This window comes from Frondihabitans sp. PhB161, from assembly GCF_003814635.1.
Classification (GTDB): Bacteria; Actinomycetota; Actinomycetes; order Actinomycetales; family Microbacteriaceae; genus Frondihabitans.
Genome location: NZ_RKQW01000004.1, coordinates 24,793 through 47,386 on the forward strand (window position 1 = coordinate 24,793; position 22,594 = coordinate 47,386).

The following is a 22,594-nucleotide window of genomic DNA, read 5'->3' on the forward strand; positions in this document are numbered from 1 at the left end:
CCGGACTCGCCGCACCACACCGCTCCGAGCCCTTCATCGTCGAAGCAGGAGAAACACAGCCATGCCCAGCAGTACCCGATTCACCGACCGCGTCGTCCTCATCACCGGAGGCGGATCCGGCCTCGGTCGTGCCACCGCCCTCCGTCTCGCCGCCGAGGGGGCCAAGCTCGCCCTCGTCGATATCTCGCAGAAGGGCCTCGATGAGTCGAAGGCCGCCGTCCTCGAGGCGACGCCCGAGGCCGAGATTCTCACCACCCTCGCCGACGTCTCGGAGGAGGCCGACGTCGACGCCTATGTTGAAGCGACACTCGAGCGCTTCGGCCGCATCGACGGCTTCTTCAACAACGCCGGCATTGAGGGTCGTCAAAACCTCACCGAGAATTTCAGCGCCGACGAGTTCGACAAGGTCGTCGCGATCAACCTCCGCGGCGTGTTCCTCGGTCTCGAGAAGGTGCTGAAGATCATGCGCGAACAAGGATCCGGCATGGTCGTCAACACAGCCAGCGTCGGGGGCATCACCGGCATCGGCAACCAATCGGGCTACGCCGCCGCCAAGCACGGTGTCGTCGGCCTCACCCGCAACTCCGCCATCGAGTACGGCCAGTTCGGCATCCGCATCAATGCGATCGCGCCCGGCGCCATCTGGACCCCGATGGTCGAGAACTCGATGAAGCAGCTCAACGCCGACGACCCCCGCAAAGCTGCCGAGGAGTTCATTCAGATCAACCCGACGAAGCGCTACGGCGAGGCGGACGAGATCGCGTCCGTCGTCGCGTTCCTGCTGTCGGACGACGCGTCGTACGTGAACGCGACGGTGCTGCCGATCGACGGCGGCCAGTCGATCAAGTACTGACAGCCCCGGTCCGGCCCCCACAACGAAGAGCCGCCGAGTGCCGCTAAATGCATGAGCCAGGCTCTGCGCAACGGCATTTGGCGGCACTCGGGGTCGGGGGTAGGGGAATAGGTGTCGCTGAGCCGCCGGGGCGATCAGCGGGTGGCGACGGCGAAGCCTCCGGCCGGGAGGAGGATGCTGCGCTCGCCCGTGAGAGTCTGCTTGAGGCGACCCTTGTCGTCGTAGGTGCGCACCGTGGATCCTCGGCTGCCGATCGTCGCGCGCTGGGGGAGCAGCGACGTCGACTGGACGAGCTCCGACCGGGCATCACCGGCGCCCGAGAGCACGACGCGTGAGACCAGCGGTCGCACGAGCAAGGCGTCGACGGTCGTCGTCCCGCTGAGGGCACGCACCGACACCGAGGTCGCTGATCCGCGCAGCGGCAGCAGCAGCGACGCGGGCAGCAGAGCACCCGGCACGGGGGTGACTCCCTGCGCACCGACCATGGCACGGGTCACGCCGAGTGGCGTTCGCTGCGTCGAGCCCGTCCACAGCGCCACCGGGGCAGACCCCGTCGGCGCCGCGATGACCGGATCGATGTGACGTGCACCACCCGAGGCCGCGGCGGGCACGGCGAATGTCGCCGTCTCACCCCGATCGAGCGCGAGCTCGGAGCCGCCGCTGAGCTGCGACTCGCCGTTGGAGGCCGAGGTCGGGGTGACAACGGTTCCGGTGGTGGCGGTCGCCTTCTCCGCCTCGACGACACTGAGTCCGTCACGCGAGACGATGGTCGAAGCCGACTGCGCCAAGGCCGACACTCGGGGGTGCGCATCGAGCGCGATCATCGACAGGAGGCCGTGGATAGTCGACTCGGCTCCCGATCCGGTGTTGACCGAGCCGGTCGGCTGCACGCCATCGAACGTGACGCCGGTGGCGGGGTCGTAGGTCGGCTTGCCCGAGGTGTTGTTGCCGAAGTACCAGCTCGCCATGAGGCCGGCGAGCTGCTCGATGCCGGGGCTGTGCGCGGCATCCGCGGTGGCGAGGAGCGACTGGAGCCGTGAGTCGGCCCCGTAGGCGATCTGCGTCGTGTCGGTCGGTGCGGGCGAGAAGCCGTTGATCGGACCGGTCGAGGTCAGCAGGGTCGACGAGAACGCCACCGAGTCGGTGACGGCGGGCTGGAGCAGCGACGGCTCCTTCAGCACGACCGAGGCCTCGGCGAGAGCGGCCGGCATCTGTGACGCCCACGAGTGGAACTGCGACCGCGACTTAGTCTCGGGCAGGATCGCCCCGTACGGCCACTTCTGCACGGCAACCGCGGCGGAACGGGAGGATCCCATCGCGGCGATCCCTTCGGAGAGCTCTGAGAGTGCCAAGCGGGCCGGGCGATCGTGGGGTGCTGCCTTCGAGTAGGCGGCGAGACCCAGCACAGCCTCGGCCGAGGCACCGGCGCTTCCGACAATGAGCCAGCTCGGCACGCGAGCGCCGTCGGCCACTCCGTACTTGCCGTACGAGGCCAGTGTCGAGCGTTCGAGCGCCCTCACTCCGAGCTGCAGGCGGTCCTGCAAGAACGAGGCGAACGCTGGGTCGGTCGACTTGAATGCCGCGTACCCCTCGCCGTACGCCCAGAGGGTGCGTGCCAGCCAGTAGCTGTTGCCGCTGTCGGAGGGGTTCGGGAGCTCGACGGGCACCGGGCTCGGGTTGAGCGTGCCGTCGGGCTGCATCCACAGCACTACGTTGCCGGCGTCCGGCCCCGAGGTCGTCTGGAAGTACGCCGTCGACCTCAGCAGCTCGTATGCCTTCTCTCGGCTCGACGTCGAGCCGGTCTGCTTCCAGTCGCGCAGGTAGACGACGGCTGCACGCGACACGTCGTCGGAGTCGTACGACCCCTGACCCCAGTGCCCGGTCGCCGGGTCGAGCGGCCCGCCGCCGACCCGTTCGAACGTGTTGCCGGGCCGTGCATCGGCGTACACCCACGGCATGGTGAGCGTCGGCTGCGAGTCGAGGGCGTAGGTGGTGTGGCCCGCCGTCGCCGGGGGCGTCGTCTCATCGAGCAGGTAGTCGAGGTGCGCGAGATTGGTGAGGCGCGCCGTCGGAGTGCTCGCGGCAGGACGAGGATCCGGGGCGCTCGCGATCGCGGGGGAGGCGGAGGTGAGCCCGGCCCCGGCGGCAAGGGCGACCGTGCCGATCGCTGCGAGGGCCCGGATCCTGAAGGTCGTGCGCGACGCGGTCACGAGGCGACCCGCTCGAGGAGTGCGACGCCGATTTTGGAATCGCCCATTCCGTAGAAGACGAAGTGCCTGCCGTCGATCTCTTCGATCGCGGTGGGGAACACGACGTTCGGCACGATGCCGCCGGTCTCGTCGGCGGTGGCGGGAGCGAGGAGCGGCTCGGTGCTGCGCGAGAGGACGACCGAAGGATCCGCGGCGTCGAGAATCATTCCGCCTGCCGCGTAGTTCACGTTCTTCTGCTGCGCGAAGGCACTGTCGATCGTGCCGGTGACGCCGTGGTGCAGGAGCAGCCAGCCCTCGGGCACCCGGAGGGGTGCGGGGCCGCCGCCGATCTTGAGCTCCTCGAACGGAAACTCGGGGCCGGCGAGGAATCGGTGCTGACCCCAGCGGGTGAGGTTCGTGATGTCGCGGGCCACGTCTTCGACCGAGACGTAGCTGATCCAGATGCTCTGGCGGGTGTCGGTGGTGCCGCGGGGCACGCGAATGCCCTCGCCCGGGGCGGTCTCGCCGATGTCCCACATCGGCCGGTGCAGCACGGCGAACGAGCGCACGCCATCGGGGGCGGTGACCGGCTCGGGGAAGAACACGGTGTCTTTGTTGTGGAACAGACCGAGGTCCATGTCGAGGGTGTCGTCGTAGTCGAAGGTGACCGGGCCGAGTCGGCGCCACTCGCGGAGGTCGCTCGACACGGCGACGGCGGTGCGAGGTCCGAGGGGGCCGTAGGCGACGTAGGTCATCACGTCGAGGTCGAGTTCCGGGATCCTCGTCACTCGGGGGTCCTCGACGCCCGCGTGAGTGGCACCGCGCTCCCACCCGCGATCGGGCTCGAGCACGATGCCCTCGCGCTCGACGGCGACGGGCACGCCGTCTTCGATGACGACCTTGGCCAGGCCGACGCGCGAGACGTTGCCCTCGGCGACCATGCGCGGGAGGAGGTGGAGGGCGCCGTCGGGCGTGCGGCCCGAGCCGGGGTTCAGGACGCCCTCGACCTCGAGGGCGTTGCCGGGCTCGGGCGTCATCACGACGCCCTGGCGGGAGAGACGGTAGGGAAATACATCGGTCATGGGGTTCTCCAGGTGGGTGGGATTCGAGCGTCGGAAGCGGGCCTGTCAGCCCTTGACGCTCGACCCCACGTCGGTCGAGATGAAGTAGCGCTGGAACACGATGAACAGCACGACGACGGGTGCGGCGAGCACCACGGCGCCGGCGAGCGTCGCGCCGAACGGGTTGGACGCGGTGGCGGCCACGTTCGAGATGTAGTTGGCGAGCGAGACGGCAAGGGGCTGCATGCTGGCCTGCTTCGTGATGAGGAAGGGCCAGAGGAACTCGTTCCACGGGCCGATGAAGGTCAGCAGTGCCGCTGTCACGAGAGCCGGGCGCACCAGGGGGAGCGCGATTCGCCAGAGGAGCACGAACTCGTTCGCCCCGTCGATCCGCGCCGCCTCGAACAGCTCTTTGGGAAGCTGCAGGAAGTACTGGCGGAAGATGATCACGGCCGTCGAGTTGATCGCGAACGGCAGAATCATGCCCAGGTAGTTGTCGCCCAGCCCATACGTGCGGGTGATGAGCACGTAGAGCGGGATGATCAGCAACTGGAACGGGACGACCTGCACGAGCAGGGCGAGAGCGAAGGTGACGCCTCGGCCCCGCCACTGCAGCACGGCGAGCGAGTAGCCGACGAGCACACCGAAGATCAGCGTGCAGACCAGCACCCCGGCCGTGAAGATGCCCGAGTTGAGCAGCCCTGAGAAGAGGTTGATTCGATCGTTGATCGCGGAGTAGTTCGCCCCGGTGATGTTGCTCGGATGCGGGAAGGCGCCGCCGAGACTGGCATCCTGCTTCGTCTGCAGCGACCCGATGATCATGTAGTAGAAGGGGAACAGGAAGACGAGGGCGCCGAGGGCGAGCACTGCGCTCCGCAGGGTGGCTTGAAACTTCGACATCAGTCTTTTCCTCCCGCGAATCGGTTCTGGAGCAGGGCGATCACGAGCACCAGCACGACCAGCACGACGCCGATGGCACTCGCCTCGTCGGGGTGACCCTGCTCGATGCCCTTCTGGTACATCAGCAGCACGGGCGACGTCGACGCGCCGTTCGGCCCGCCGCCGTTGGTCAGGAGGTACGGCTCGGTGAAGAGATTCGCGCCGGTGACCGTCGAGACCAGCAGCACCAGGACGGTTGCCGGGCGCACCCCGGGAACGGTGACGGAGAAGAACTTGCGGATCGCTCCCGCTCCGTCGGTCGAAGCCGCCTCGTACAGCTCGTTCGGCACGTTCTGCAGGGCTGCCAGGTACAGCAGGATGTAGAAGCCCATCTGCTTCCAGGTGACGAACAGTGCGATCGACGGCATGGCCCAGTGCGAGTTGATCAGCCACGACGGACTGGGCGCCAACGGGCCGAGGATCTGATTGACGAGGCCCGAGCCGTTGAACAGGAACAGCCAGACCGCGACGACCGCGACACTCGCCGTCAGGTAGGGGATGTAGTAGGCCACGCGGTAGAACGCCTTGAGGTGGGTGACCTTGTTGAGCCCCGACGCCAGCACGATGCTGAGCACGACCGTGAGCGGCACGTTGATGATCAAGAAGATGCCGACGTTGCCGAACGACCGGATCACATCGGGATCGGTGAAGGCGTCGACGAAGTTCGCCAACCCCACGAAAGGGCGGTCGACGACCGCTCCCGGTGCCGTGAAGAAGTAGTCGTGGAACGCGATGTAGACCGCGTACACCAGGGGGTAGGCGAACACGACGAGCACGAACACGAGGTACGGCGCGCTGAAGAGGAGGCCGAGCGGGTGCTTGCCCAGGACCCTTGGCCCCCGACGCTTAGCCGGCGTCGGGGGCGCTGTCTCAGTGGCGCCGGTGGTGGTGGTCACCGGGTCACCGTCACTTCTCGGCGGCGAGCTGATCGATCTTCGTCGCGGCGTCGTCGAGCGAGGTCTTGACGTCGCCCTTGCCGAAGATGACCGAGTCGCTCCACGCGTCGCGGAAGGCCTGCATCTCGGCAACGGTGTTGGGGCCGGACGGCACCTCGACGGTGCGGCTGGCCTGGTCGCCGAAGAGCTTGTACGACGGGTTCTTCGAGAAGTAGTCGGCGTAGGTGGTGGCCAGGTCGGTGCGCATCGGCATCTGGCCGGTGGTCTCGAGGAACTTCTGGTCGTTGGCGGTGCTCGTCGAGAACTTCAGGAAGTCCCACGCCGTGCCCTGGTTCTGGCAGGCGGTGAACATGCCGACGTTCTTCGCGTCGCTGAACGTGTAGGTCTTGTCGGCGGCGGTGCCGTTCTTCGTCGGCACGGGCACGGAACCCCAGTTGACGTCTTTGTAGACCGAGACGGCCCAGGGCCCGACGATCGCCATGGCGGCCTTGCCATCGGCGAAGGCGTCGCCCTGGTACTTCTCCTGACCGGCGAGCTTGTCGGCGTAGAGGGTGCGCCAGAAGTTCGCGGCGTCGTAGCCGGCCTGGTCGTTGAAGGTCGACTTGCCGTCCTTCACGAGCTGCGTACCGCCCGACTCCGCCGCGTAGAGCGGGTAGAAGTCGAACGACATCTGGAAGAACTCACTCGTCGGTGCCGGCAGGATCGCGTTCGGGGCGACGCCCTTGTCGACGAGCGTCTTCGCCGTCGCCGTGAAGTCGGAGTAGGTCGAGAGCTTCGGGTTGTCGGCGTCGAGGCCGGCCTTCTTGAACAGGTCTTTGTTGTAGAAGATCATCACGGGGTTCGACTTCCAGGGGAACTGGTAGTACTCGCCGTCGGCGTCTTTGTACTGGTCCGCCTGGGATCCTGAGCGCGCTTCGATGTACTTCGCGCCGTCCGAGAACTTCGACAGGTCGACCATGCCGCCCTGCTTCACCCACTGGCCGACGGCCGAGGGGGCGGTGTTGTAGACCAGGCAGGGCGAGTTGCCAGCGGTGATGGAGGCGCCGATGACCTCTTCGGAGGTCTTGCCGGCGGGGATCTCCTGGCCGGTGACCTTCTCGTCGGGGTGGTCTTTGTTCCAGGCGGCCACGGTCGCCTTGCCCCAGGCGACCTCCTGCTCGTTGTTCGAGTACCAGATCTTGATGGGGCCCTTGGCGGTGAGCGATCCGCTGCTGCTTCCGCCGCCGCTGCACGCGGTCAGGCCGATCATTGCTGCTGCGACTACGGCCGCGCCGATGAACTTTGTGCGTCGTTGCACGATGTCTCCTCCAGTGGTGACCAGGCGGGCGTCTTCGCTCGCCGACCGAAAGCCGAAACGTTTCGGTAGAGGTGACGGTAGCACAGCTTCGATCGGGAGGGCCGGTCAGCTGTGAGCGGGGGCCGGACCGGTGGAGCCGCGGGGGAGGAGCTGGGCGGGCGCGATGTCGACATCGTCGACGCGCTCACCGGCGATGGCGGCGAGCAGCATCCTGGCCGCCTCGACGCCGAGCAGACGCGGTGTCGTGGCGATCGTGCTGAGCGACGGGCGGATGTACGAGCCCAGCGCGATGCCGTCGAAACCGGCGACCGAGATGTCGTCGGGTGCGCGGACTCCGAGCTCGTCGGCCCGGGCCAAGAACCCGATGGCCGAGAGGTCGTTCGAGCACATCACGGCCGTCGGCCTCTCGTCCGGAGCGCAGTCGGTGAGGAGACGCGATGCCGCGGCCACACCGCCCTCATACGTGAAATCACCCTCGACGACTTGACCGGGTGCAAGGCCGTGCGCCGCCACGGCCTCGCTCCAGGCCCTCAGGCGCTGACCGGCGTGGATGAACTCGGTCGGCCCGGTCACGAGGGCGAGCCGGCGGTGGCCATGCGAGACCAGATGGTCGACGAGCTCGCGGATGCCCTCGACGTGGCTCTGACGGACCGCGGGCAGGGGAAAATCGGGTTCGGCATTGACGCCGACAGCGGGCAGGCCGAGTTCTTTGACCAGGGGAATCCGCGGATCCTCGACTCCCAATTCCGACAGGAAGACGCCGTCGACCCGGCGATTCGCGGCCAGGCTGCGGTACCGCTCGAGGGTCTCGATCTTCTCGGAGCCCATCTGCAGGATGAGCGCATAGTTCTGCGCGTCGAGGACCGTCTCGATGCCGCCGATGAAACTGCCGAAGAACGGGTCGGACTCGAGTACGGACGGATCGCGGTGCACGACCAGACCGACCGAGAACGCACGCTTCGACGACAGGCTGCGGCCCCGGAGCGACGGCACGAAACCGAGCTCGTGGGCCGCCTCGACGATGCGCTTGCGGGTGGCCTCCGAGACGCCGGGCCGGTCGTTGAGTGCGCTCGAGACCGAGCTGATAGCCACGCCGGCTCGGGCCGCGACGTCGACGATGGTCACTCGGTTGTTCACGGGGTCGACCCTAGCGGGCATGTTGTTGCAGGCGAGTGCCGCCGAATGCTTGCACCGGCCGCTGACCGGCTGCATTGGGCGGCACTCGACGGTGGGGCGCGGGTGGGTAGCGCGGGTGGGCGGTGCCGAGTGCCGTCGAATGCTCGCGGCTGCCGCTTACCGACTGCATTTGGCGGCACTCGACGGTGGGGATGCGGCGGTGGCCTGGCGAGGATCCGGGGGCCCATATGCGCACTCTCGCCGAGTGCCGCCACATGTCGTGGGTGGCCGGCCGCCGGCGGCATTCGGCGGCACTCGCGTGATGGGCCGGAATCCAGCCCGGCTCAGCGCGGGTGCTGGTGCCCCGGCAGGTGGGCGCGCTCGCCGTCGTGGTCGAAGATTGTCAGGATCTCGACCGGCCCCTCATGCGCGTGAATCGAGTGCGGGGTCATCGTCGAGAACTCGGCCGCCTGCCCCTCGCGCACGAGGATCGTCCGCTCGCCGAGTGTCAGCCGCACGGTGCCGCTGAGCACGGCGAACCACTCGTAGCCGGGGTGCACGCCGGGGCCACCCTCGTCGCGTTCGGCCGTGATGCGCATCTTGGCGATCGTCACGCCGCGCCGGTCGCGCTCGCGCGAGAGCAGCCACACGGTGGAGCCCGGTCGCATCTCGGGCTCGGGGCGGATGACGACGTCTTCATCGCCTTCGGGTTCGACGAGCTGGTCGAGCGTGGTGCCGAGCGCCTGCGCGATCGGCACGAGCTGGTCGAGCGCGATGCGCCGGTGACCGGTCTCGATGCGACTGAGGGTCGAGGCCGAGAGGTAGCACCGAGCTGCGAGCGTGTCGAGGGTCCAGCCCCGGGCCACCCGCAGGCTGCGAATGCGTTGCCGGACGACCTCGTCGATCGCGTCTTGCGTCATACGCAAGAGTCTATGTCGGAGTGGCATGAGTCGCCTAGCGTGGTGACTATGAACGACACACAAAAGACAAAAACGGCCACAGCTCAGGATCCGGCCGACCTCGAGATGGCCGACGTGGCCCTTCCCTTCGACGTCGTCGTCATCGGCGGTGGCGCTGCCGGCCTCGCCGCGGCCATCGCCCTCGGCCGATCGCGCCGCCGAGTGGTGGTCGTCGACGCCGGCGAGCCGCGAAATGCTCCTGCCGAGGGGGCCCACAACGTGCTCGGTCAGGAGGGTGTGTCGCCCCGCGAACTGCTCGTCCGCGGCCGTGCCGAAGCGAAGTCGTACGGCGTCTCGATCGTCGACGGGTTTGTCACGGCCGCATCCGGCGGTGTCGACGATTTCACCGTCGAGATCGACGGGGGAGCGTCGTCGGTGCGTGCTCGCCGCGTGATCCTCGCGACCGGTCTCGTCGACGATCTTCCCGACGTGCCCGGCGTTGCCGAGGCGTGGGGGCGCACCGTGCTGCACTGCCCGTTCTGCCACGGCTGGGAGGTGCGCGACCAGCGCATCGCCGTGCTCGGCCGCACCGAGAACGCCCTGCACCAGGTCATCCTGTTTCGCCAGCTCAGCGACGACGTCACCCTCCTCCTCCATGAGGCGCCCGAACCGACCGACGAGCAGTGGGAGCAGCTCGCGGCCCTCGGAGTCCGGGTCGTCGTGCCTCGGGTCGAGCGACTCGTGGTCGACGGTACGCAGGTGCAGGCCGTCGAGGTCGAGGGCGGCCGGTCGTTTCCGATCGACGCGGTCGTCGTCGCGCCGCGGTTCGTGGCCCGCACCGAGCTCTTTGAGACCCTCGGCGGCGAAGCGACCCCGACCCCGTTCGGCGCGCAGATCACGGCCGACCCCCGCGGCGTGACCTCGCTGCCCGGGGTGTGGGCGACCGGCAACGCGAGCGACGCGATGTCGATGGTCGCGGCCTCGGCGGCCTCGGGCGTGATGGTGGGTGCCGCGGTGCACGGCGATCTCGCCCTGGCCGATCTGGCGCGGGCTGTCACGGAGCGGCAGGAGCCCTTCTCTGCTGCCCGGGAGGCCGCGAACTGCGAGAAGATCCTCGGAGATCGTCGGCACGGGTTGTGACTCGCTAGCCGTCGTCGGTGGCAGGCTGGCCGCATGGGGAAGAAACGTGGGGCACTGGTCGTCGGGGTAATCGCTGCGGGTGCACTGATGCTGGGCGGGTGTTCGGCAACGGGGGGCCAAGGATCCTCGGCTCCGTCGTCGTCACCCACTGTCTCGGCCGAACCTCCGACCCCGACCCCGACCCCGACCCCGACCCCCACGCCGAGTGCGACGCCGACCACGCCGGCCGTCACCCAGCCCGTGGCGAAGACCGTGAAGGCCGGTGTCGTGGCGTCCGGCGTGACGGCAACTGCTTCCGGCACCGGCCCGATGAACGTGAGCTACGAGCGCAAGGGCGAATTCGCCGTCGTGGTCGCGCTCAACTGCTCCGCCTGCAGGGGTGTAGCGACGGTGACCGCAGCGGGGCGGATGTCGCCGTTCGGTCGGGCTGCAGCGCCTTTGCGCGGATCCTTCTTGATGGACGTCTTGAAAAACGACCCCGTCAAGCAAACCTTCATCGTCGACGCGCAGGGAAGCTGGACGGTGACGCTGCAGAGCTGGAACGATCTGCCGACGGTGTCCGGAGCACAATCGGGGACGGGGCCGGCGGTGCTGTTCTTCTCGGACGACGTCTCGAGGCTGAAGGTCGATTTCAGGCCGGCCAAGGCGGGCGAGTCGTTCTCCGGTCGAGCCTTCACGACCTCTGACAAGCCGTTGCTGTTCGGCGAGAGCGGGGCGTTCTCGAAGACGTTCGAGGTCGACCTGCCGGGCGTGCTGGCGATCCAGACGAACGGTACGTGGACGGTGACGCCGGTGTCGTGAGTGCCGGGCTGGGCGCTCTTGCGCGGGTTTGGCGCTGCCAGGAGGGAGGGTCGTGCAGGGCTTGGGGCTCTCGCGCGGGTTTGTCGTTGTCGCGGGGGCGGGTCGTGCTGGAGGCAGTCCCGCCCTGGCGACGTTTTGCGCCACGTCGAATTTGATCGCGCCCAAAACGCCTCGACGACGGGCCCTTCCCCCGGAAGGAAGAGGCGCAAACGAGACGTCTAGTCGACGCGAGTGGGCCGTTCCAGCTCTGAGAGCTATTCCGCGCTTGCCAACACCCTTGACCAACGCCGCTTTTCAATCGCGCTCATGACGAGCACCACGAGCGCTGAGGCCGCGATGAGAATCGGCCATGGCCATCCGATGAACAGCGTCTGCGACAGGAGAAAGAGGAAGAATCCGACCAGGGAGGGGAGGATCGCGCGGTTGTTGACCTCCGCACTTTTCGCCAGTGCTCGTAAGAGAGTTTTCGCTCGAGGGGCGACGGCTTCACTTCCGTGGACCTGTCGATTGAGCGAGCGTCGCTCGGAGGGTAGGAGCGGGGCGAGCGGCCGGTCGGCTCGAGGTTGAGGAATCTGCGGGAGGAGTCGAGAGGTTTGTTTCGCTTTTCGATACCCGTGCGTGGTGAAGGCCAGACCGGCAATGACAGCGACGAACTGTAGAGCAACGACTGGCGTGAACGCCGTGCCGATCTGGGCGGTGACCGTGAGCCCGCCGCACAGGATGACGAGGAGGAGCAGCGCGAGCTGATTGGAAATGCCTCGGACGCGTCGCCCGTGCTTGAGCTGATGCTGATCGCGGTGAGTGGCCTCCGCCCAGCGACGGTCTTCATCGTCGGGCTGGGAAGTGACGTCAGATGGCGAGCTCACCGAGCAGCCTTTCGTGGGGGCTGTACGCCCGCGCCGACACCTTCGGCCGCCTCGAACGCGGCTAGGGCCTTGCGAGCACGCCGCCTCGTGACGAGACCAACGATCAGCCAGGCGACACCCACCAGGCCTTGGGCGATGACGAAGCCGTTCAGCCTGTGGTCGACCACGTTGAGGCCGCACAGCACAATGAAGACCACGCTGCCTATAACAAAGTAGAGGCTCGACAGGCGCTGGCGGTCGATAGCCATACGTCGTTGAATCAGGCTGGGCACGCCCGCACGCTATCTTGCGGGTGAGCTCCTGCGCAAGGGGTCGTCGGTCCGCTACTGCCTGACGAGGTGGTTGGACAGGCCCCGCGTGAACGACATGAATCAGTAGTCTCGGGCCATGACCGACGCGACCGCATTCGCACTGACGCAGCAGGCGTTCGATGCTGCCGCCGGCTGGTTCGAGCAGACGGTGGATGCCATTGACACCCGTGCTGATCAGTGGCACGTTTCGACACTCGGGGAGTGGACCGTGCGCGATCTCGTCGGCCACACATCGCGCGCCCTGCTGACGGTGGAGCAGTACCTTCGGCCGGGCCCATCGACGTCGACGGCATCGACGAGCGACTACTACCAGGCTGTCCGAGAGTCGCGCTCTGATCCGGAAGCAGTCGCCGAGCGGGGTCGACAGTCTGCGGCGGATCTGGGCGATGACGCTGCCGGTGCTGTCCGGGAGGTTTCAGCACGAGTGAGGCTTCTCATCGCTCACCAGTCGGCGGACGCTCGGGTCGTCACGCCGGTCGGGGAATGGACTCTCGCCGCCTACCTTCCGACACGGGTCTTCGAGTTGGCCGTCCACACCGCCGACCTTCTCCGAGCCACCGGCCTCGAGGATGGCCGCGGTGCTCCGCTCACGGTGAATCGCGTGGCGCTGCGAGTGATGAGCGGCCTGCTCGCGGACGCGGATGACGATGACGCGGGGATGCTGCTGGCGTCGTTGACCGGACGGGGATCCTTGTCGTCTGGTTTTTCGCTTCTCTGACTGATGAGGGCGGATTCTTCGCCGTTCAGCGGGTGGGGGTGGGGGTCGTGACCGAGTTGATGTCGTCGGCCAGCCCCTGGTAGAAGGGGATAGCCGGGGCCGTAGCGGTACTGGCACTCTGTCGGCCGACGAGGGTGTGGCCGTCAGCTTTATAGACGTTCACGGTCGCAGGCTGCTCAGCTTTCACGGACTCCTTCCAGAAGACGTAACCCCATTGGCCGTTATCTGCCCTGGCGCGAACGAGATCGGGGTGGCCCCTGTAATTCTCCACACCGAAGGTCTGGCCATTTGCATTGACGCCCCAGTCGGAGGTGGTGGAGGTGGCGTAGTGGAAGACCGCGCGCCACTTGGCCTGCGGCGAGGCGTCAACGCTGAGGATCGTCGTGCCATTTGCCGGCAGCTCGGCGTCTGAGATTCGCATGTGGTCTCCGGGATCGGCGATCCCGCAGCTGACCCCAGACTGAGTTCCGCCCAGGGTGTCGAACATGACGTTGCCGCTGGTACTGAGACAGGTGATGTCCACGATGACGGCATTTGCAAGGGGAGGGGCCTGACCGATGTCGACGAGAGCCGGTCCCGTGCGCGTGACGGTGGTGGTTGCGCCCAGGTCGTCGGTGACGGTGGATCCCGGGGTGTTCGCGGCGACCAGTGCGGCGGCGCTGGTCGTAATGGCGATGGCCGCGACGCCGATGAGGGAGGCGGTGACGCGGGCGCGGCGTTGCCGGCGCTGGAGCCCGCTGCCTCTGGTGCCGATGGCGGTGAGTTCGGCGCGGATCGCGGCGGACGTGGCGGGCTGCATGTCGGTGTTCATCAGAACGTGCCTTCCGGTGCGGTGCGAATCGAGGGGTTGAGGTCGTGCAGGTCGGCGCGGAGTCGCTTGCGGGTGCGATGGAGTCGTACGCGTGCCGCGGGTGGTTTCAGACCGAGGGCCTGGGCTGCTTGCCAGACGGGCATGTCTTCGAAAGTGGTCAGCACGAGAAGCGCGGCGTCCGTGGGTGAGAGTTTTTCAAGAGCGGCGTGGAGCCTCTGGCGAATCTCGATCTCTTCCGCGTCGATTGCTGGAGCGGGTTCGTCGCTGCGAGGCAGCTTGCTGAGAAGAGACCGGTAGCGGCCCGCGGCACGGCGGTTGTTGCGAGCGAGGTTGACCGTCGTCACCAACAACCACGGCAGGACGGACTCCGACACGAGCGTGACAGTCTTCCGCTTGCGCCACAGCTCATAGAAGGCAGCCGCTGTGACGTCTTCGGCGTCGTGCGGATCGGCGACCAGGCTCAGTGCGCGGCGGTAGACACGCGGTCGGTGCCTATCGAACAGCCCAGCGAAGCCGGCGCCATCATTGCGCTGCGCCAAAGCCCAGAGGGGTCCGTCGTCGTTATCGTGCTGTTCGTCCTTCACACTAGGGAGTGTCCGGCCGGCGCAGTCGCGTTACAAACTGACGGGCTCCGAGCGACCTGGCATCTTGTGCGTCGCGCACCCTGCGCGCGATCAAACGGCTGAGGGGCCTATCGGCCATGACGTTGCCGACAGGATGTTTCAGAATGGTTACACGCTCTTGTGGGCACGCGTTCTCAGCTGCCCGTCTCGAGCGCCCACGCCGTCACATGCACGACCGAGTCGTCGACGATGTCGAGCGTGACGGGCCAGGAGCCGCGCTTGTCGCTAGGGAACGGCGCCGCGAAGAGAGTGCGCGCGACGAGGGATCCGGAGGTTGCGCCCGCATCCCACCCGAGCGTCGTTACGGCGGACGCGCCGGCCGGGAGCTCGAAGTGGGCGTTCCCGGGATCCTCGGCGAGGAAGGAGCTGCCCCGCTCCACCGTGGCAGCGAGCGCGTTGCCGTTCTGATCGGCGAAGGCGACGTCGGGGTAGCCCTCGACCACGCAGGGGGCGTCGGAGAAGTTCATGAGACGCAGGGTCCGACTGCGATGCCCGGTCGCGGCGCCGGGGTCGCCGAGCAGCAGCATCGCCTGATCCTCCGTGCACCAGGAGGGGTCGCGGTCGGGGTCGCCACCGGGCGAAACGGTGGGGACGGGGGTGCCCTCCGCATACGGGTCGGGGAGCGCTCCCTGCTCAGGATCGGCACCCTCGGCGAGGGACGCCTCGTGCGCGGAGGCCACTCGTTCCGCACGATGTCCGAGGGCACCCGTCGTGACGACAGCGGCGACCGCGACCACGGCGGCCGCGATGACGACAGCTCGACGGCGTCGGGCGCGGGATCGCGTCACCGGCTCGGCGGCGTACCCCGGCGTGGCTGATGAGACGCCCGCAGCCCGGGCGGTGTGAGCCCTGGCACGCCGCAGCACGAGCAGCGCCGGTAGCCATCCCTGCACCACTCCCCACCAGGCGCCGACCGTCGCGTCGGTTCCCAGGCCGTCGAGCAGCATGCGCACGCGCGGGGCCGGAAGCGCCTCGACGATCGTCGCGAGGTCGAGGGCGAGGCCGGCAACACCACCGGCGAGGATGACTGCGAACCACGCGATCACGAAGCGCGCGGTGCGATCGTGGACTCGGTCCGCCAGCGGGACGACGAGCCGGACGACGAGGGCGACCACGGCAGCGGCGAGGACAGTCGTGGCGAGACCCCAGGCCCAGGGGTGGCTCCCCGGTGAGAACGGGCTCGTGGACGGAAGGATCGCGCCGACGCTGCTCGGCAGCACACCGCTCCAGGAGACGGCGACAGCCAGCGCTCCACTCACGAGCCAGAGCCCTGCGGCGGCTGCGGCGGTTACCGCCGGCCGAGACGCGCGGGACTGTCTGTCCGCCCCCGTGCTCTCGTCTGTCGCGATCATTCGAGACCCCCGTTTCCTGATCGCCGACGATTCTCGCAGGTGAACTGGCGCCCCTCCGCAAAGTGACGTGCTTCGGCCAATCCGACGTGGCGCGCCGCGTCACCTCGGCCGAATCGCGTCACCTTTCGCACCGCACCGCACCGCAACGTGACACGTGATACCCCGAACCGTGACATTGGTCATGCCGCCTCGTGACATCGCGGCACTTCTCCGGGCACCGCGCCTCCGCTGAGATGGGAGAACACCCCCGCGGACTTCCGAGCCGCCCCCTGCCCGAGATGAGAACACCATGCGGAAACCCCTGAAGATCACCCTGCTGACGATCGGCGTCATCGTCGCGCTGCCGGTCTTACTGCTCACCACGACTTCGATTGTGAATGCGGTGGCGACGAAATCCGACCTGGCCGCCATCACTCCCTACGGCGAGCTCGTGTCGGTCGATGGCAAGAAGATGAACGTGGTCGTCAGCGGCACGGGAGCGGAGACGATCGTCCTGCTCCCGGGTCTCGGAACCGCCGCCCTGGGGCTCGACTTTCAGCCGCTCATCTCGCAACTCGACGACAAGTACCTTGTGGTCGCCGTCGAGCCGTTCGGCACGGGGCTCAGCGACCAGACCGACGTGCCCCGCACGGCGAAGAACATCGCCCGGGAGGTGCACGAGGCACTGCACGAACTCGGCGTCGACCGGTACGTGCTCATGGGCCATTCGATCGCGGGAATCTACGCGCTCGAATACAGCAAGTTGTACGCGAGTGAGCTCATCGCGTTCGTCGGAATTGATAGCAGCGTGCCCGACCAGCCCGGCGCGGACGACCCCGTCCCGACCGCCGGGCTCGTGGAACTCCGCAACCTGGGCATCCTGCGCGCCGTCACCGCGATCTCCGGTGATCCCTTCGCCGGGATGCCGTACGACGAGCGCACGAAAACCCAGATGCGGTTCTTGACCACGAAGAACTCGACCGCGCCCACGCTGCTCGACGAGATGAATCGCACCCCTGTCAACTTCGCGTCCGTCAGCGGCACGACCTTCCCCGCTGACCTTCCCGTACTGCTGTTCGTGGTGAAGGACGACGCAGGCTGGGTCAGCCTGCACGAGCGCCAGGCAGCGAGCGTCGACCACGGCGAGGTCGTCACCCTCACCGGCGACCACTACCTTCACCACACGCAATCCGCACGGCTGGCGAGTGACACGTCGGCATTCCTCGACGCACTCCCGGTACGCTGAACACGATGACGGAGGCCAGGGCAAGCCCGCCCCGACCCGCCCAAGATCTGTGGCGAATGCGCGGTTCGACAGCGGCCACGCTCTGGGTGCTCGTTCTGATCGGCGCCTACCTCCAGATCGTGCTCGGTGTCGTCGGCACACCGGGGCTCCGGACGACCGTGCTCCTCGTCGCCACGAGCGCGTCTGTGATTTTGGCTCTCGTCGTCGTTCCGTTTCTGCTGCGACCTCTCACGGGGGCATCGGTGAGAAACCCGATGGTCGTCGCCCTGCTCGCCGTGAGCGGCGTGACATGGGGGTTGGCAGTCATACCTCCCTTCGCCGGATGGGGGTGGGGCTTTCTCTTCGCGCTCGCCGGGGGAATGCTCAGCTGCCTCGTGGCTCGCTGGTGGAGCGCCGTCGTGTTGGGCGCGGTCCTCTTTGTGCTCGCTCTCGGCGGCCTGTCGGCAGCGGCCTCATCATCGCGCTCAGTCGAGGGGCCGACCGCACCCGGTGACGGATTCACCCTGGTCATCGTCGGGACGCTCGCCTTGACGACGGTCCTGCCACTGAGCAGCGTCTGGGTTCTTCGCGTAGTCCTGCGCCTCGAGGAGGCCCGGCAGACCGCTTCCGACCTCGCCGTCGCAACGGAGAGACTTCGGTTCGCCACCGATCTGCACGATATTCAGGGTCACCACCTGCAGGTGATTGCTTTAAAAGCAGAGCTCGCCGAACGCCGTCTTCGTTCCGACCACCCCGCGCTCGCGGAGCAGGAACTTGCTGACATCCACTCGATTGCCAAAGCCGCGCTCGACGACACGCGGGCCGTGGTGAACGACTACCGCACCGTGACGGTGGCCGTCGAAGCCAGGAACGCGGCGGCCGTTCTCCGCTCGGCCGGCATCGACTGTGAGGCACGCATCGAGGTGCCCGGTCTTCCCGCGGAGGTCGGAGCGGTCATGGCCGTCGCCATTCGCGAGGCCACGACCAACATCCTCCGTCACAGCCGCGCGACGCAGGCCTCCCTCGACCTGGCCCAGTCCGAACTCGGCCCGTACGAGCTGACCGTGTCGAATAACGGGGCGGGCGCCCTGCGGTCGGGAGGCACGGGTCTGGTGGGAATCACCGAGCGTGTAACGGTCTGGGGCGGAACGGTGGAGACCCGGCGGCGTGGCGATGTCTTCACCCTGGTCGTCCGAATCCCCACAGACCCCACGAGCGAAGGATCCGAGGACGGCGCATGATTCGAATTGTCATCGCCGACGATGAAGAGCTCATCCGCGGAGCCCTCGTCGCGCTCCTGTCACTCGAGACCGACATCGAGGTGGTTGCCGATGTCAGTGACGGTCGCGAGGCTGTCGATGCGGCCTTGGCCCACCGCCCCGATGTCGTTCTACTCGACCTGGAGATGCCGCACCTCGATGGAATCGACGCCGCTCGAGAACTCCGAACGCTGGTCGAGTGTCAGACCATCATCGTCACTCGACATGCCCGACCCGGCACGCTCAAGCGTGCCCTGGCCGCGCAGGTCAGCGGTTTCGTGCCGAAATCGACCCCGGCGTCTCAGCTCGCCACCATCATCCGATCGGTCGCGTCCGGTGAGAGATACATCGATGTTCAGCTCGCGAGAGCGGCGCTCACCGAGACGGAGAGCCCACTGACCGACCGAGAGGCCGACGTGCTCCGCCTCACCCGGGCGGGCCTTCCCACGAAGGAGATCGCCCGAGCGCTCCACCTGGCCCATGGGACGGTACGCAACCATCTGTCGTCGGCGATGTCGAAGCTCCATTCGTCGTCGCGGGTCACCGCGGCAGAACTGGCCCACGACAACGGCTGGATCTGACCGGGGGATTCGGCGCGGGAAGGCTGTCGGCGTCGATGACCGGACGGGGATCCTTCTCTTCGGGATTCTCGGGCGGCCCTTCGGCGAGAGACCCCCCGCTTGAACGGGCGCGGTCACATCTCGAGGAGCTGAGCGTTGCGGGCCTCGATCGCTTCGGCGGTGTCGGGAAAGATCAGGGGCAAGCTGAACTCCTCGGTCTCGGTCTGGATCTTCTCGGCCACAGGTCGGAAGGTGCGTTCGTACTCGATGAACGCGCTTGCGATATCGCCACCGGTCCTGAGGAACGCGTCGTAGAGCGCGGTCGCACCCAGGATCGCGACGGAGCCGCCCATGCCGGCGGCAGGTGACGGGCAGTACGCGGCATCGCCGACGAGAGTGATTCGACCGGATGACCACTGCGACAGCCGATTCTGGCTCAGCTTGTCGAAGTAGAAGTTGTCTGCGTTCAGGGCCCTGGACACGATGTGGTCGGAGAACGGCTCACCGGCGTGGGCGAAGTGGTCGCGGATGAGCTGCTTCTGTTCGTCGAGATCGTGATAGTCGTAAGGGATCTCGTGGTCGGAGTGGAAGACGAAGACCACATCGGTGGTGGTGTCGTAGGAGTTCAGCAGCAGCGTCTTGCCGGGTGTGTTCTGGATCCGCGACGTCCAGGGTGCGATGAGTGCCCCGTCGACGACAGTGACGGACGTGTAGTGGTGGAGGAAGTGGCTGTAGTCCGCTTCCGGGCCGAACCGGAGACCGCGCACACCGGAGTGGTTACCGTCGCACCCGAGCACCATCGTGAAGTCGCGAGCGACGCCGTTGCGGAACTCGGCGCGGACGCCGTCGGAGGTGTCGGTCAGCGCGGTGAGGGAATCGTTGAAGATGATTTCGCCTGCGTTCTCCCCCTTAGCTGTGTTCTGGAACTCGGCGAACAGGATGGCGAGGAGGTCGTCGCGGTGAATCTCGACGTCGTCGTGCCGGTGGATCTCGTAGTCGTCGATCACGATCGTGTCGGCCGTGGGCTCGGGTTGCATTTTTGCGATAGGCGTCCCATCAGCGTGCGCGAACTCGGTCGTGCGTGCGGGCAGCGCTTTGTCGCGAACCGCCGACAGGAGCCCGAGCCTGTCGAAGATGACCATCGCGTCGTTTCGGAGATCGACCGGGGTGCCGCCCTTGCGCAGCCCGGCGGCCCTTTCGACGATGGTGACCTGGTAGCCCAGGCGCTGCATCCAGATAGCCGTCGTCAGACCCGCGAAGCTCGCGCCCGAGATCAGAACCCGCCCTGGTGCCGGTGTCGTTGTGATGTCCATGATGTGTCTTCTTTCACCCTTGTCGGAATCGTGGGGTAACCCCACGAATCGGAGGCTAGCACGAACGTGTAGTAACCCCAACAATGTGCCAAGATGGTCACGTGACAGAGCAACCGGGGCGCCGAGAGCGCAAAAAGAGGGAGATGCGGGAGCGCGTCGCAGACGCGGCGGCCTTGCTCTTCGCGGAGCACGGGTATGATGCCGTCTCCATGGCATCGGTGGCGCAGGCCGCGGGCGTTGCGGAACAGACCGTCTACAACCACTTCCCGACGAAACCCGATCTCGTGCTCGACCTCGCCGACGACATGCTCGAGCGTTCCCGGCGAGCGGTTGCCGATCGGTCACAGTCAGTGACTCCGGCTGATGCCCTTCGAGACATGGTTCACGCCGACATCGACCATTTCGTGACCGAGGATCCGCAACTGGCCCGAGGCGAATTTCCCGCCCAGTCGGTAGAGAGCCCAGTGCTGCGCCGGTACGCGTTGCACTTTCGTCACCAGCAGGCCGAAGCGATCGCGGAGGCCATCTGCGAAACCGACCCTGAGACGAACCCCCTCGTCGCACGCGCCCACGCCACCGCACTTGTCACAGTGCTTCAGGCCATCACCGACCGGGTGGGAGCGGCGATCCTCGAAGAGGCCGACGTCACCGCGGTAGCTCAGGCACTCCACGAAGACGCCGACGTGGCACTCACTGATGCCTCCGAGAATTTTCGCGCCACGAAGGCGCGGGCGGCGGCGGCGGCGGCAGCGACGACTGCTGACTGACGCGGTTCGGCCATTCCGACCTGGCGCGCCGCGTCGTTTCGGCCGATCCGCGTCGCTTCGTGCGTGCAGGCCGTAGCGCAGGTTTTCTCAGAAGACGTTGCTGAATTCGGCAGTAACGAACCAGGACGCGATCAGCAGCGCGCCCATCAGCAGACCTGTGACCGTGGCGAAGAAGAGCGTCGGCTGGCCAGCGCGGTAACGGCGACGGGTGACGACGACACCGGCGGTCCATGCCAGCGTCGCGAGAGCCCAGGCCACGACGAGGGCATCATTCGCCAGGGCGCGCCCCGGAGTCGGGACGTCGTCGCTGAGCCCATAGCCCCCGAGCACGATATCGGCATCGGTTGCTGCCGAGAACGCAAACGCTGATAGCGCGAAGAGGACTGCGGCAGGTCGTGCACCAGCCGCTCCTCTGCGCTTCACGAGGCGCGCGACGAAGTACGAGCCCGTGATTCCGAGGCCTATCCACACTGCTGTTGCACCGTTCAAGCCTGCGAAGAAAACGAGGACCAAATTGGCGACGCCGACGACGACGGCGAAGAGCGGCAACGCCAGGACGAGGCCCAGGGCGCCGGCGCCACGACGAAGAGCTGACCGCGGGGCCGGGGAGGAGGTCTCGGTTCTCACCGACGGTCGGAGTGATGGGGAAGGACCTGGCGACTTCGAAGGCATTTGGTTCCTCACTGTTCACGACCAAGTCCTTCGAAATGTACAGGTAACGCACTCGGGGGAACGGCCCGGTCGGCGCGGGCCGCTTGTCGATAACCTCCGAGTATCGGAACATGATCGGGAAGCATCGGCAATGACGCCTTCATCGACTCCTCCCCACTCGCTGCCTGACGTGGCGTGGGGATGGCGGCTGCTGCGGCCAGCCCTCTATCTGCGCCTCTGGCGTTTCCGGCGCCTCGTGTCCGGCGGGTTCTATCTGCCAGATGATCCAGACGAGCAGACTCACGACGGTGACAGGATCCTTTTCGTCGGAAGCCTGGAAGCCGCGCGTTTCGGCGTCGTTGACGAGCAGCTGTCGACGCTGTCTCAGGTGGCGAGAGATCTCGAGAGGCGGCGCGACCGTCGGTGTGACTGGCTTTTTCCGCGGAACACGGTTCGTCGGCCCCGTGACGGGTTCACCGAGGACTTCCGGAGCCACGGCGATATCGATGCCGCGGTGGTCGCGGTCGGGTACTCCGACGTCCTCCTCATGACAACCGCACGGTCATGGTCGAGAGAGCTCCGTCGTCTACTGGAGGGAATCAGAGAGGGGTCGGGCACGTCATGCCCGATCGTCCTCGCCGGATTGCCGCCCATGGACAGGTTTCGGCAGACGCCTCGAATCGGTAGGAAGCGAATCAGGCAGCAGGTCATCCGTCTTAATCGGGCGTCGGAGGAGCTCGCGATGTCGATGCCCGAGTGCTTCTACGTGCCGTTTCCCGAAGTCACCGGCGCCGCGACTCAGGTCGGACCGGAAGAATTCTCGTGGGCGAACGTGCACCGTCTCTGGAGTTCCGAGCTCACGACGGCGGTTGTGAAAGGGCTCGACGCGCGAAACCTCTGAGCCCGAGTACTGGACGGGCTCGGGCCGTGGCGTCGGCCTTGCCTTCGTGCCATCGCGCCCGGGTCAA

General features: G+C 67.0%; 23 protein-coding genes. 9 read left to right on the forward strand and 14 right to left on the reverse strand.

Annotation, left to right across the window (positions count from 1 at the left end):
• The first annotated feature begins 61 nt into the window (after positions 1–61).
• A complete protein-coding gene (locus tag EDF39_RS14810) occupies positions 62–853 on the forward strand; it encodes a glucose 1-dehydrogenase (protein WP_123944297.1) in 792 nt (263 codons plus the stop codon).
• A 134-nt stretch (positions 854–987) separates the two neighbouring features.
• Here the strand turns inward: EDF39_RS14810 and EDF39_RS14815 are convergent, their stop codons facing one another.
• From EDF39_RS14815 to EDF39_RS14845, 7 genes are all read right to left on the reverse strand, one after another.
• On the reverse strand, positions 988–3,063 hold the full coding sequence (locus tag EDF39_RS14815; RefSeq protein WP_199726225.1) for a hypothetical protein: 2,076 nt from the start codon (positions 3,061–3,063) through the stop codon (positions 988–990).
• A complete protein-coding gene (locus EDF39_RS14820) occupies positions 3,060–4,124 on the reverse strand; it encodes a glycosidase (protein ID WP_123944299.1) in 1,065 nt (354 codons plus the stop codon). Before EDF39_RS14820 ends, EDF39_RS14815 begins: the two co-directional genes overlap by 4 nt.
• A 45-nt stretch (positions 4,125–4,169) precedes the next feature.
• Entirely contained in the window at positions 4,170–5,003 is an 834-nt protein-coding gene (locus EDF39_RS14825) for a carbohydrate ABC transporter permease (protein WP_055959272.1), read from the reverse strand.
• Positions 5,003–5,938 (reverse strand): carbohydrate ABC transporter permease, encoded by a 936-nt coding sequence (locus tag EDF39_RS14830; RefSeq protein WP_370275194.1) that lies wholly within the window; start codon positions 5,936–5,938, stop codon positions 5,003–5,005. The genes EDF39_RS14825 and EDF39_RS14830 overlap by 1 nt, the downstream gene beginning before the upstream one ends.
• A 10-nt stretch (positions 5,939–5,948) precedes the next feature.
• The gene (locus EDF39_RS14835) at positions 5,949–7,235 is read right to left on the reverse strand and encodes an extracellular solute-binding protein (protein ID WP_370275195.1); all 1,287 of its coding nucleotides are present in this window, start codon (positions 7,233–7,235) and stop codon (positions 5,949–5,951) included.
• A gap of 105 nt (positions 7,236–7,340) precedes the next feature.
• Complete coding sequence (locus tag EDF39_RS14840) at positions 7,341–8,372, reverse strand: LacI family DNA-binding transcriptional regulator (protein ID WP_233573154.1); 1,032 nt, start codon at positions 8,370–8,372, stop codon at positions 7,341–7,343.
• A 323-nt stretch (positions 8,373–8,695) separates the two neighbouring features.
• Positions 8,696–9,271 carry a helix-turn-helix domain-containing protein gene (locus EDF39_RS14845; protein ID WP_123944303.1) on the reverse strand — a complete coding sequence of 192 codons (576 nt, stop codon included), beginning with the start codon at positions 9,269–9,271 and terminating at the stop codon, positions 8,696–8,698.
• Positions 9,272–9,319: 48 nt separating this feature from the next.
• On the opposite strand from EDF39_RS14845, the gene EDF39_RS14850 reads away from it, so the two are divergent.
• Together EDF39_RS14850 and EDF39_RS17645 are read left to right on the forward strand one after the other, a co-directional pair.
• Positions 9,320–10,390 (forward strand): NAD(P)/FAD-dependent oxidoreductase, encoded by a 1,071-nt coding sequence (locus EDF39_RS14850; protein WP_233573155.1) that lies wholly within the window; start codon positions 9,320–9,322, stop codon positions 10,388–10,390.
• 33 nt (positions 10,391–10,423) lie between these two features.
• Positions 10,424–11,191, forward strand: a complete 768-nt coding sequence (locus EDF39_RS17645; RefSeq protein ID WP_199726226.1) for a hypothetical protein — start codon at positions 10,424–10,426, stop codon at positions 11,189–11,191.
• A gap of 254 nt (positions 11,192–11,445) precedes the next feature.
• Here EDF39_RS17645 and EDF39_RS14860 read toward each other — a convergent pair whose 3' ends face one another.
• The gene (locus tag EDF39_RS14860) at positions 11,446–12,057 is read right to left on the reverse strand and encodes a hypothetical protein (protein ID WP_123944305.1); all 612 of its coding nucleotides are present in this window, start codon (positions 12,055–12,057) and stop codon (positions 11,446–11,448) included.
• Entirely contained in the window at positions 12,054–12,329 is a 276-nt protein-coding gene (locus EDF39_RS14865; RefSeq protein WP_123944307.1) for a hypothetical protein, read from the reverse strand. Before EDF39_RS14865 ends, EDF39_RS14860 begins: the two co-directional genes overlap by 4 nt.
• A gap of 115 nt (positions 12,330–12,444) precedes the next feature.
• On the opposite strand from EDF39_RS14865, the gene EDF39_RS14870 reads away from it, so the two are divergent.
• Positions 12,445–13,086: a maleylpyruvate isomerase N-terminal domain-containing protein gene (locus tag EDF39_RS14870; RefSeq protein WP_123944309.1), complete on the forward strand. Its 642-nt coding sequence runs from the start codon at positions 12,445–12,447 to the stop codon at positions 13,084–13,086.
• Between the two features lie 25 nt (positions 13,087–13,111).
• On the opposite strand, the gene EDF39_RS14875 is transcribed toward EDF39_RS14870, so the two are convergent.
• The 3 genes from EDF39_RS14875 to EDF39_RS14885 form a co-directional block, all read right to left on the reverse strand.
• On the reverse strand, positions 13,112–13,897 hold the full coding sequence (locus tag EDF39_RS14875; RefSeq protein ID WP_123944311.1) for a hypothetical protein: 786 nt from the start codon (positions 13,895–13,897) through the stop codon (positions 13,112–13,114).
• On the reverse strand, positions 13,897–14,481 hold the full coding sequence (locus EDF39_RS14880; protein ID WP_123944313.1) for an RNA polymerase sigma factor: 585 nt from the start codon (positions 14,479–14,481) through the stop codon (positions 13,897–13,899). The genes EDF39_RS14875 and EDF39_RS14880 overlap by 1 nt, the downstream gene beginning before the upstream one ends.
• Positions 14,482–14,654: 173 nt before the next feature.
• Positions 14,655–15,779 (reverse strand): DUF4232 domain-containing protein, encoded by a 1,125-nt coding sequence (locus EDF39_RS14885; RefSeq protein ID WP_158613242.1) that lies wholly within the window; start codon positions 15,777–15,779, stop codon positions 14,655–14,657.
• Positions 15,780–16,161: 382 nt separating this feature from the next.
• Between EDF39_RS14885 and EDF39_RS14890 the strand changes: the two genes are divergently transcribed.
• The 3 genes from EDF39_RS14890 to EDF39_RS14900 are packed head-to-tail and all read left to right on the forward strand — an operon-like array spanning position 16,162 to position 18,916.
• Positions 16,162–17,097 carry an alpha/beta fold hydrolase gene (locus EDF39_RS14890; RefSeq protein WP_123944317.1) on the forward strand — a complete coding sequence of 312 codons (936 nt, stop codon included), beginning with the start codon at positions 16,162–16,164 and terminating at the stop codon, positions 17,095–17,097.
• 56 nt (positions 17,098–17,153) lie between these two features.
• Positions 17,154–18,317 (forward strand): sensor histidine kinase, encoded by a 1,164-nt coding sequence (locus EDF39_RS14895; RefSeq protein ID WP_158613243.1) that lies wholly within the window; start codon positions 17,154–17,156, stop codon positions 18,315–18,317.
• Complete coding sequence (locus tag EDF39_RS14900; RefSeq protein ID WP_123944321.1) at positions 18,314–18,916, forward strand: DNA-binding response regulator; 603 nt, start codon at positions 18,314–18,316, stop codon at positions 18,914–18,916. The genes EDF39_RS14895 and EDF39_RS14900 overlap by 4 nt, the downstream gene beginning before the upstream one ends.
• Positions 18,917–19,029: 113 nt before the next feature.
• On the opposite strand, the gene EDF39_RS14905 is transcribed toward EDF39_RS14900, so the two are convergent.
• Complete coding sequence (locus EDF39_RS14905) at positions 19,030–20,208, reverse strand: FAD-dependent monooxygenase (RefSeq protein ID WP_123944323.1); 1,179 nt, start codon at positions 20,206–20,208, stop codon at positions 19,030–19,032.
• Positions 20,209–20,309: 101 nt separating this feature from the next.
• Between EDF39_RS14905 and EDF39_RS14910 the strand changes: the two genes are divergently transcribed.
• On the forward strand, positions 20,310–20,975 hold the full coding sequence (locus EDF39_RS14910) for a TetR/AcrR family transcriptional regulator (RefSeq protein ID WP_158613244.1): 666 nt from the start codon (positions 20,310–20,312) through the stop codon (positions 20,973–20,975).
• Between the two features lie 87 nt (positions 20,976–21,062).
• On the opposite strand, the gene EDF39_RS14915 is transcribed toward EDF39_RS14910, so the two are convergent.
• On the reverse strand, positions 21,063–21,602 hold the full coding sequence (locus EDF39_RS14915) for a hypothetical protein (protein WP_123944328.1): 540 nt from the start codon (positions 21,600–21,602) through the stop codon (positions 21,063–21,065).
• Between the two features lie 175 nt (positions 21,603–21,777).
• Between EDF39_RS14915 and EDF39_RS14920 the strand changes: the two genes are divergently transcribed.
• The gene (locus tag EDF39_RS14920) at positions 21,778–22,527 is read left to right on the forward strand and encodes a hypothetical protein (protein ID WP_123944330.1); all 750 of its coding nucleotides are present in this window, start codon (positions 21,778–21,780) and stop codon (positions 22,525–22,527) included.
• Positions 22,528–22,594 lie beyond the last annotated feature (67 nt).

Bases quoted from the DNA above. Each gene is read 5' to 3' on its own strand.
- EDF39_RS14810 (WP_123944297.1), top strand. From the start codon at position 62: ATGCCCAGCAGTACCCGATTCACCGACCGCGTCGTCCTCATCACCGGA.
- EDF39_RS14820 (WP_123944299.1), bottom strand. From the start codon at position 4,124: ATGACCGATGTATTTCCCTACCGTCTCTCCCGCCAGGGCGTCGTGATG.
- EDF39_RS14825 (WP_055959272.1), bottom strand. From the start codon at position 5,003: ATGTCGAAGTTTCAAGCCACCCTGCGGAGCGCAGTGCTCGCCCTCGGC.
- EDF39_RS14845 (WP_123944303.1), bottom strand. From the start codon at position 9,271: ATGACGCAAGACGCGATCGACGAGGTCGTCCGGCAACGCATTCGCAGC.
- EDF39_RS14850 (WP_233573155.1), top strand. From the start codon at position 9,320: ATGAACGACACACAAAAGACAAAAACGGCCACAGCTCAGGATCCGGCC.
- EDF39_RS17645 (WP_199726226.1), top strand. From the start codon at position 10,424: ATGGGGAAGAAACGTGGGGCACTGGTCGTCGGGGTAATCGCTGCGGGT.
- EDF39_RS14870 (WP_123944309.1), top strand. From the start codon at position 12,445: ATGACCGACGCGACCGCATTCGCACTGACGCAGCAGGCGTTCGATGCT.
- EDF39_RS14875 (WP_123944311.1), bottom strand. From the start codon at position 13,897: ATGAACACCGACATGCAGCCCGCCACGTCCGCCGCGATCCGCGCCGAA.
- EDF39_RS14890 (WP_123944317.1), top strand. From the start codon at position 16,162: ATGCGGAAACCCCTGAAGATCACCCTGCTGACGATCGGCGTCATCGTC.
- EDF39_RS14895 (WP_158613243.1), top strand. From the start codon at position 17,154: ATGCGCGGTTCGACAGCGGCCACGCTCTGGGTGCTCGTTCTGATCGGC.
- EDF39_RS14900 (WP_123944321.1), top strand. From the start codon at position 18,314: ATGATTCGAATTGTCATCGCCGACGATGAAGAGCTCATCCGCGGAGCC.
- EDF39_RS14905 (WP_123944323.1), bottom strand. From the start codon at position 20,208: ATGGACATCACAACGACACCGGCACCAGGGCGGGTTCTGATCTCGGGC.
- EDF39_RS14920 (WP_123944330.1), top strand. From the start codon at position 21,778: ATGACGCCTTCATCGACTCCTCCCCACTCGCTGCCTGACGTGGCGTGG.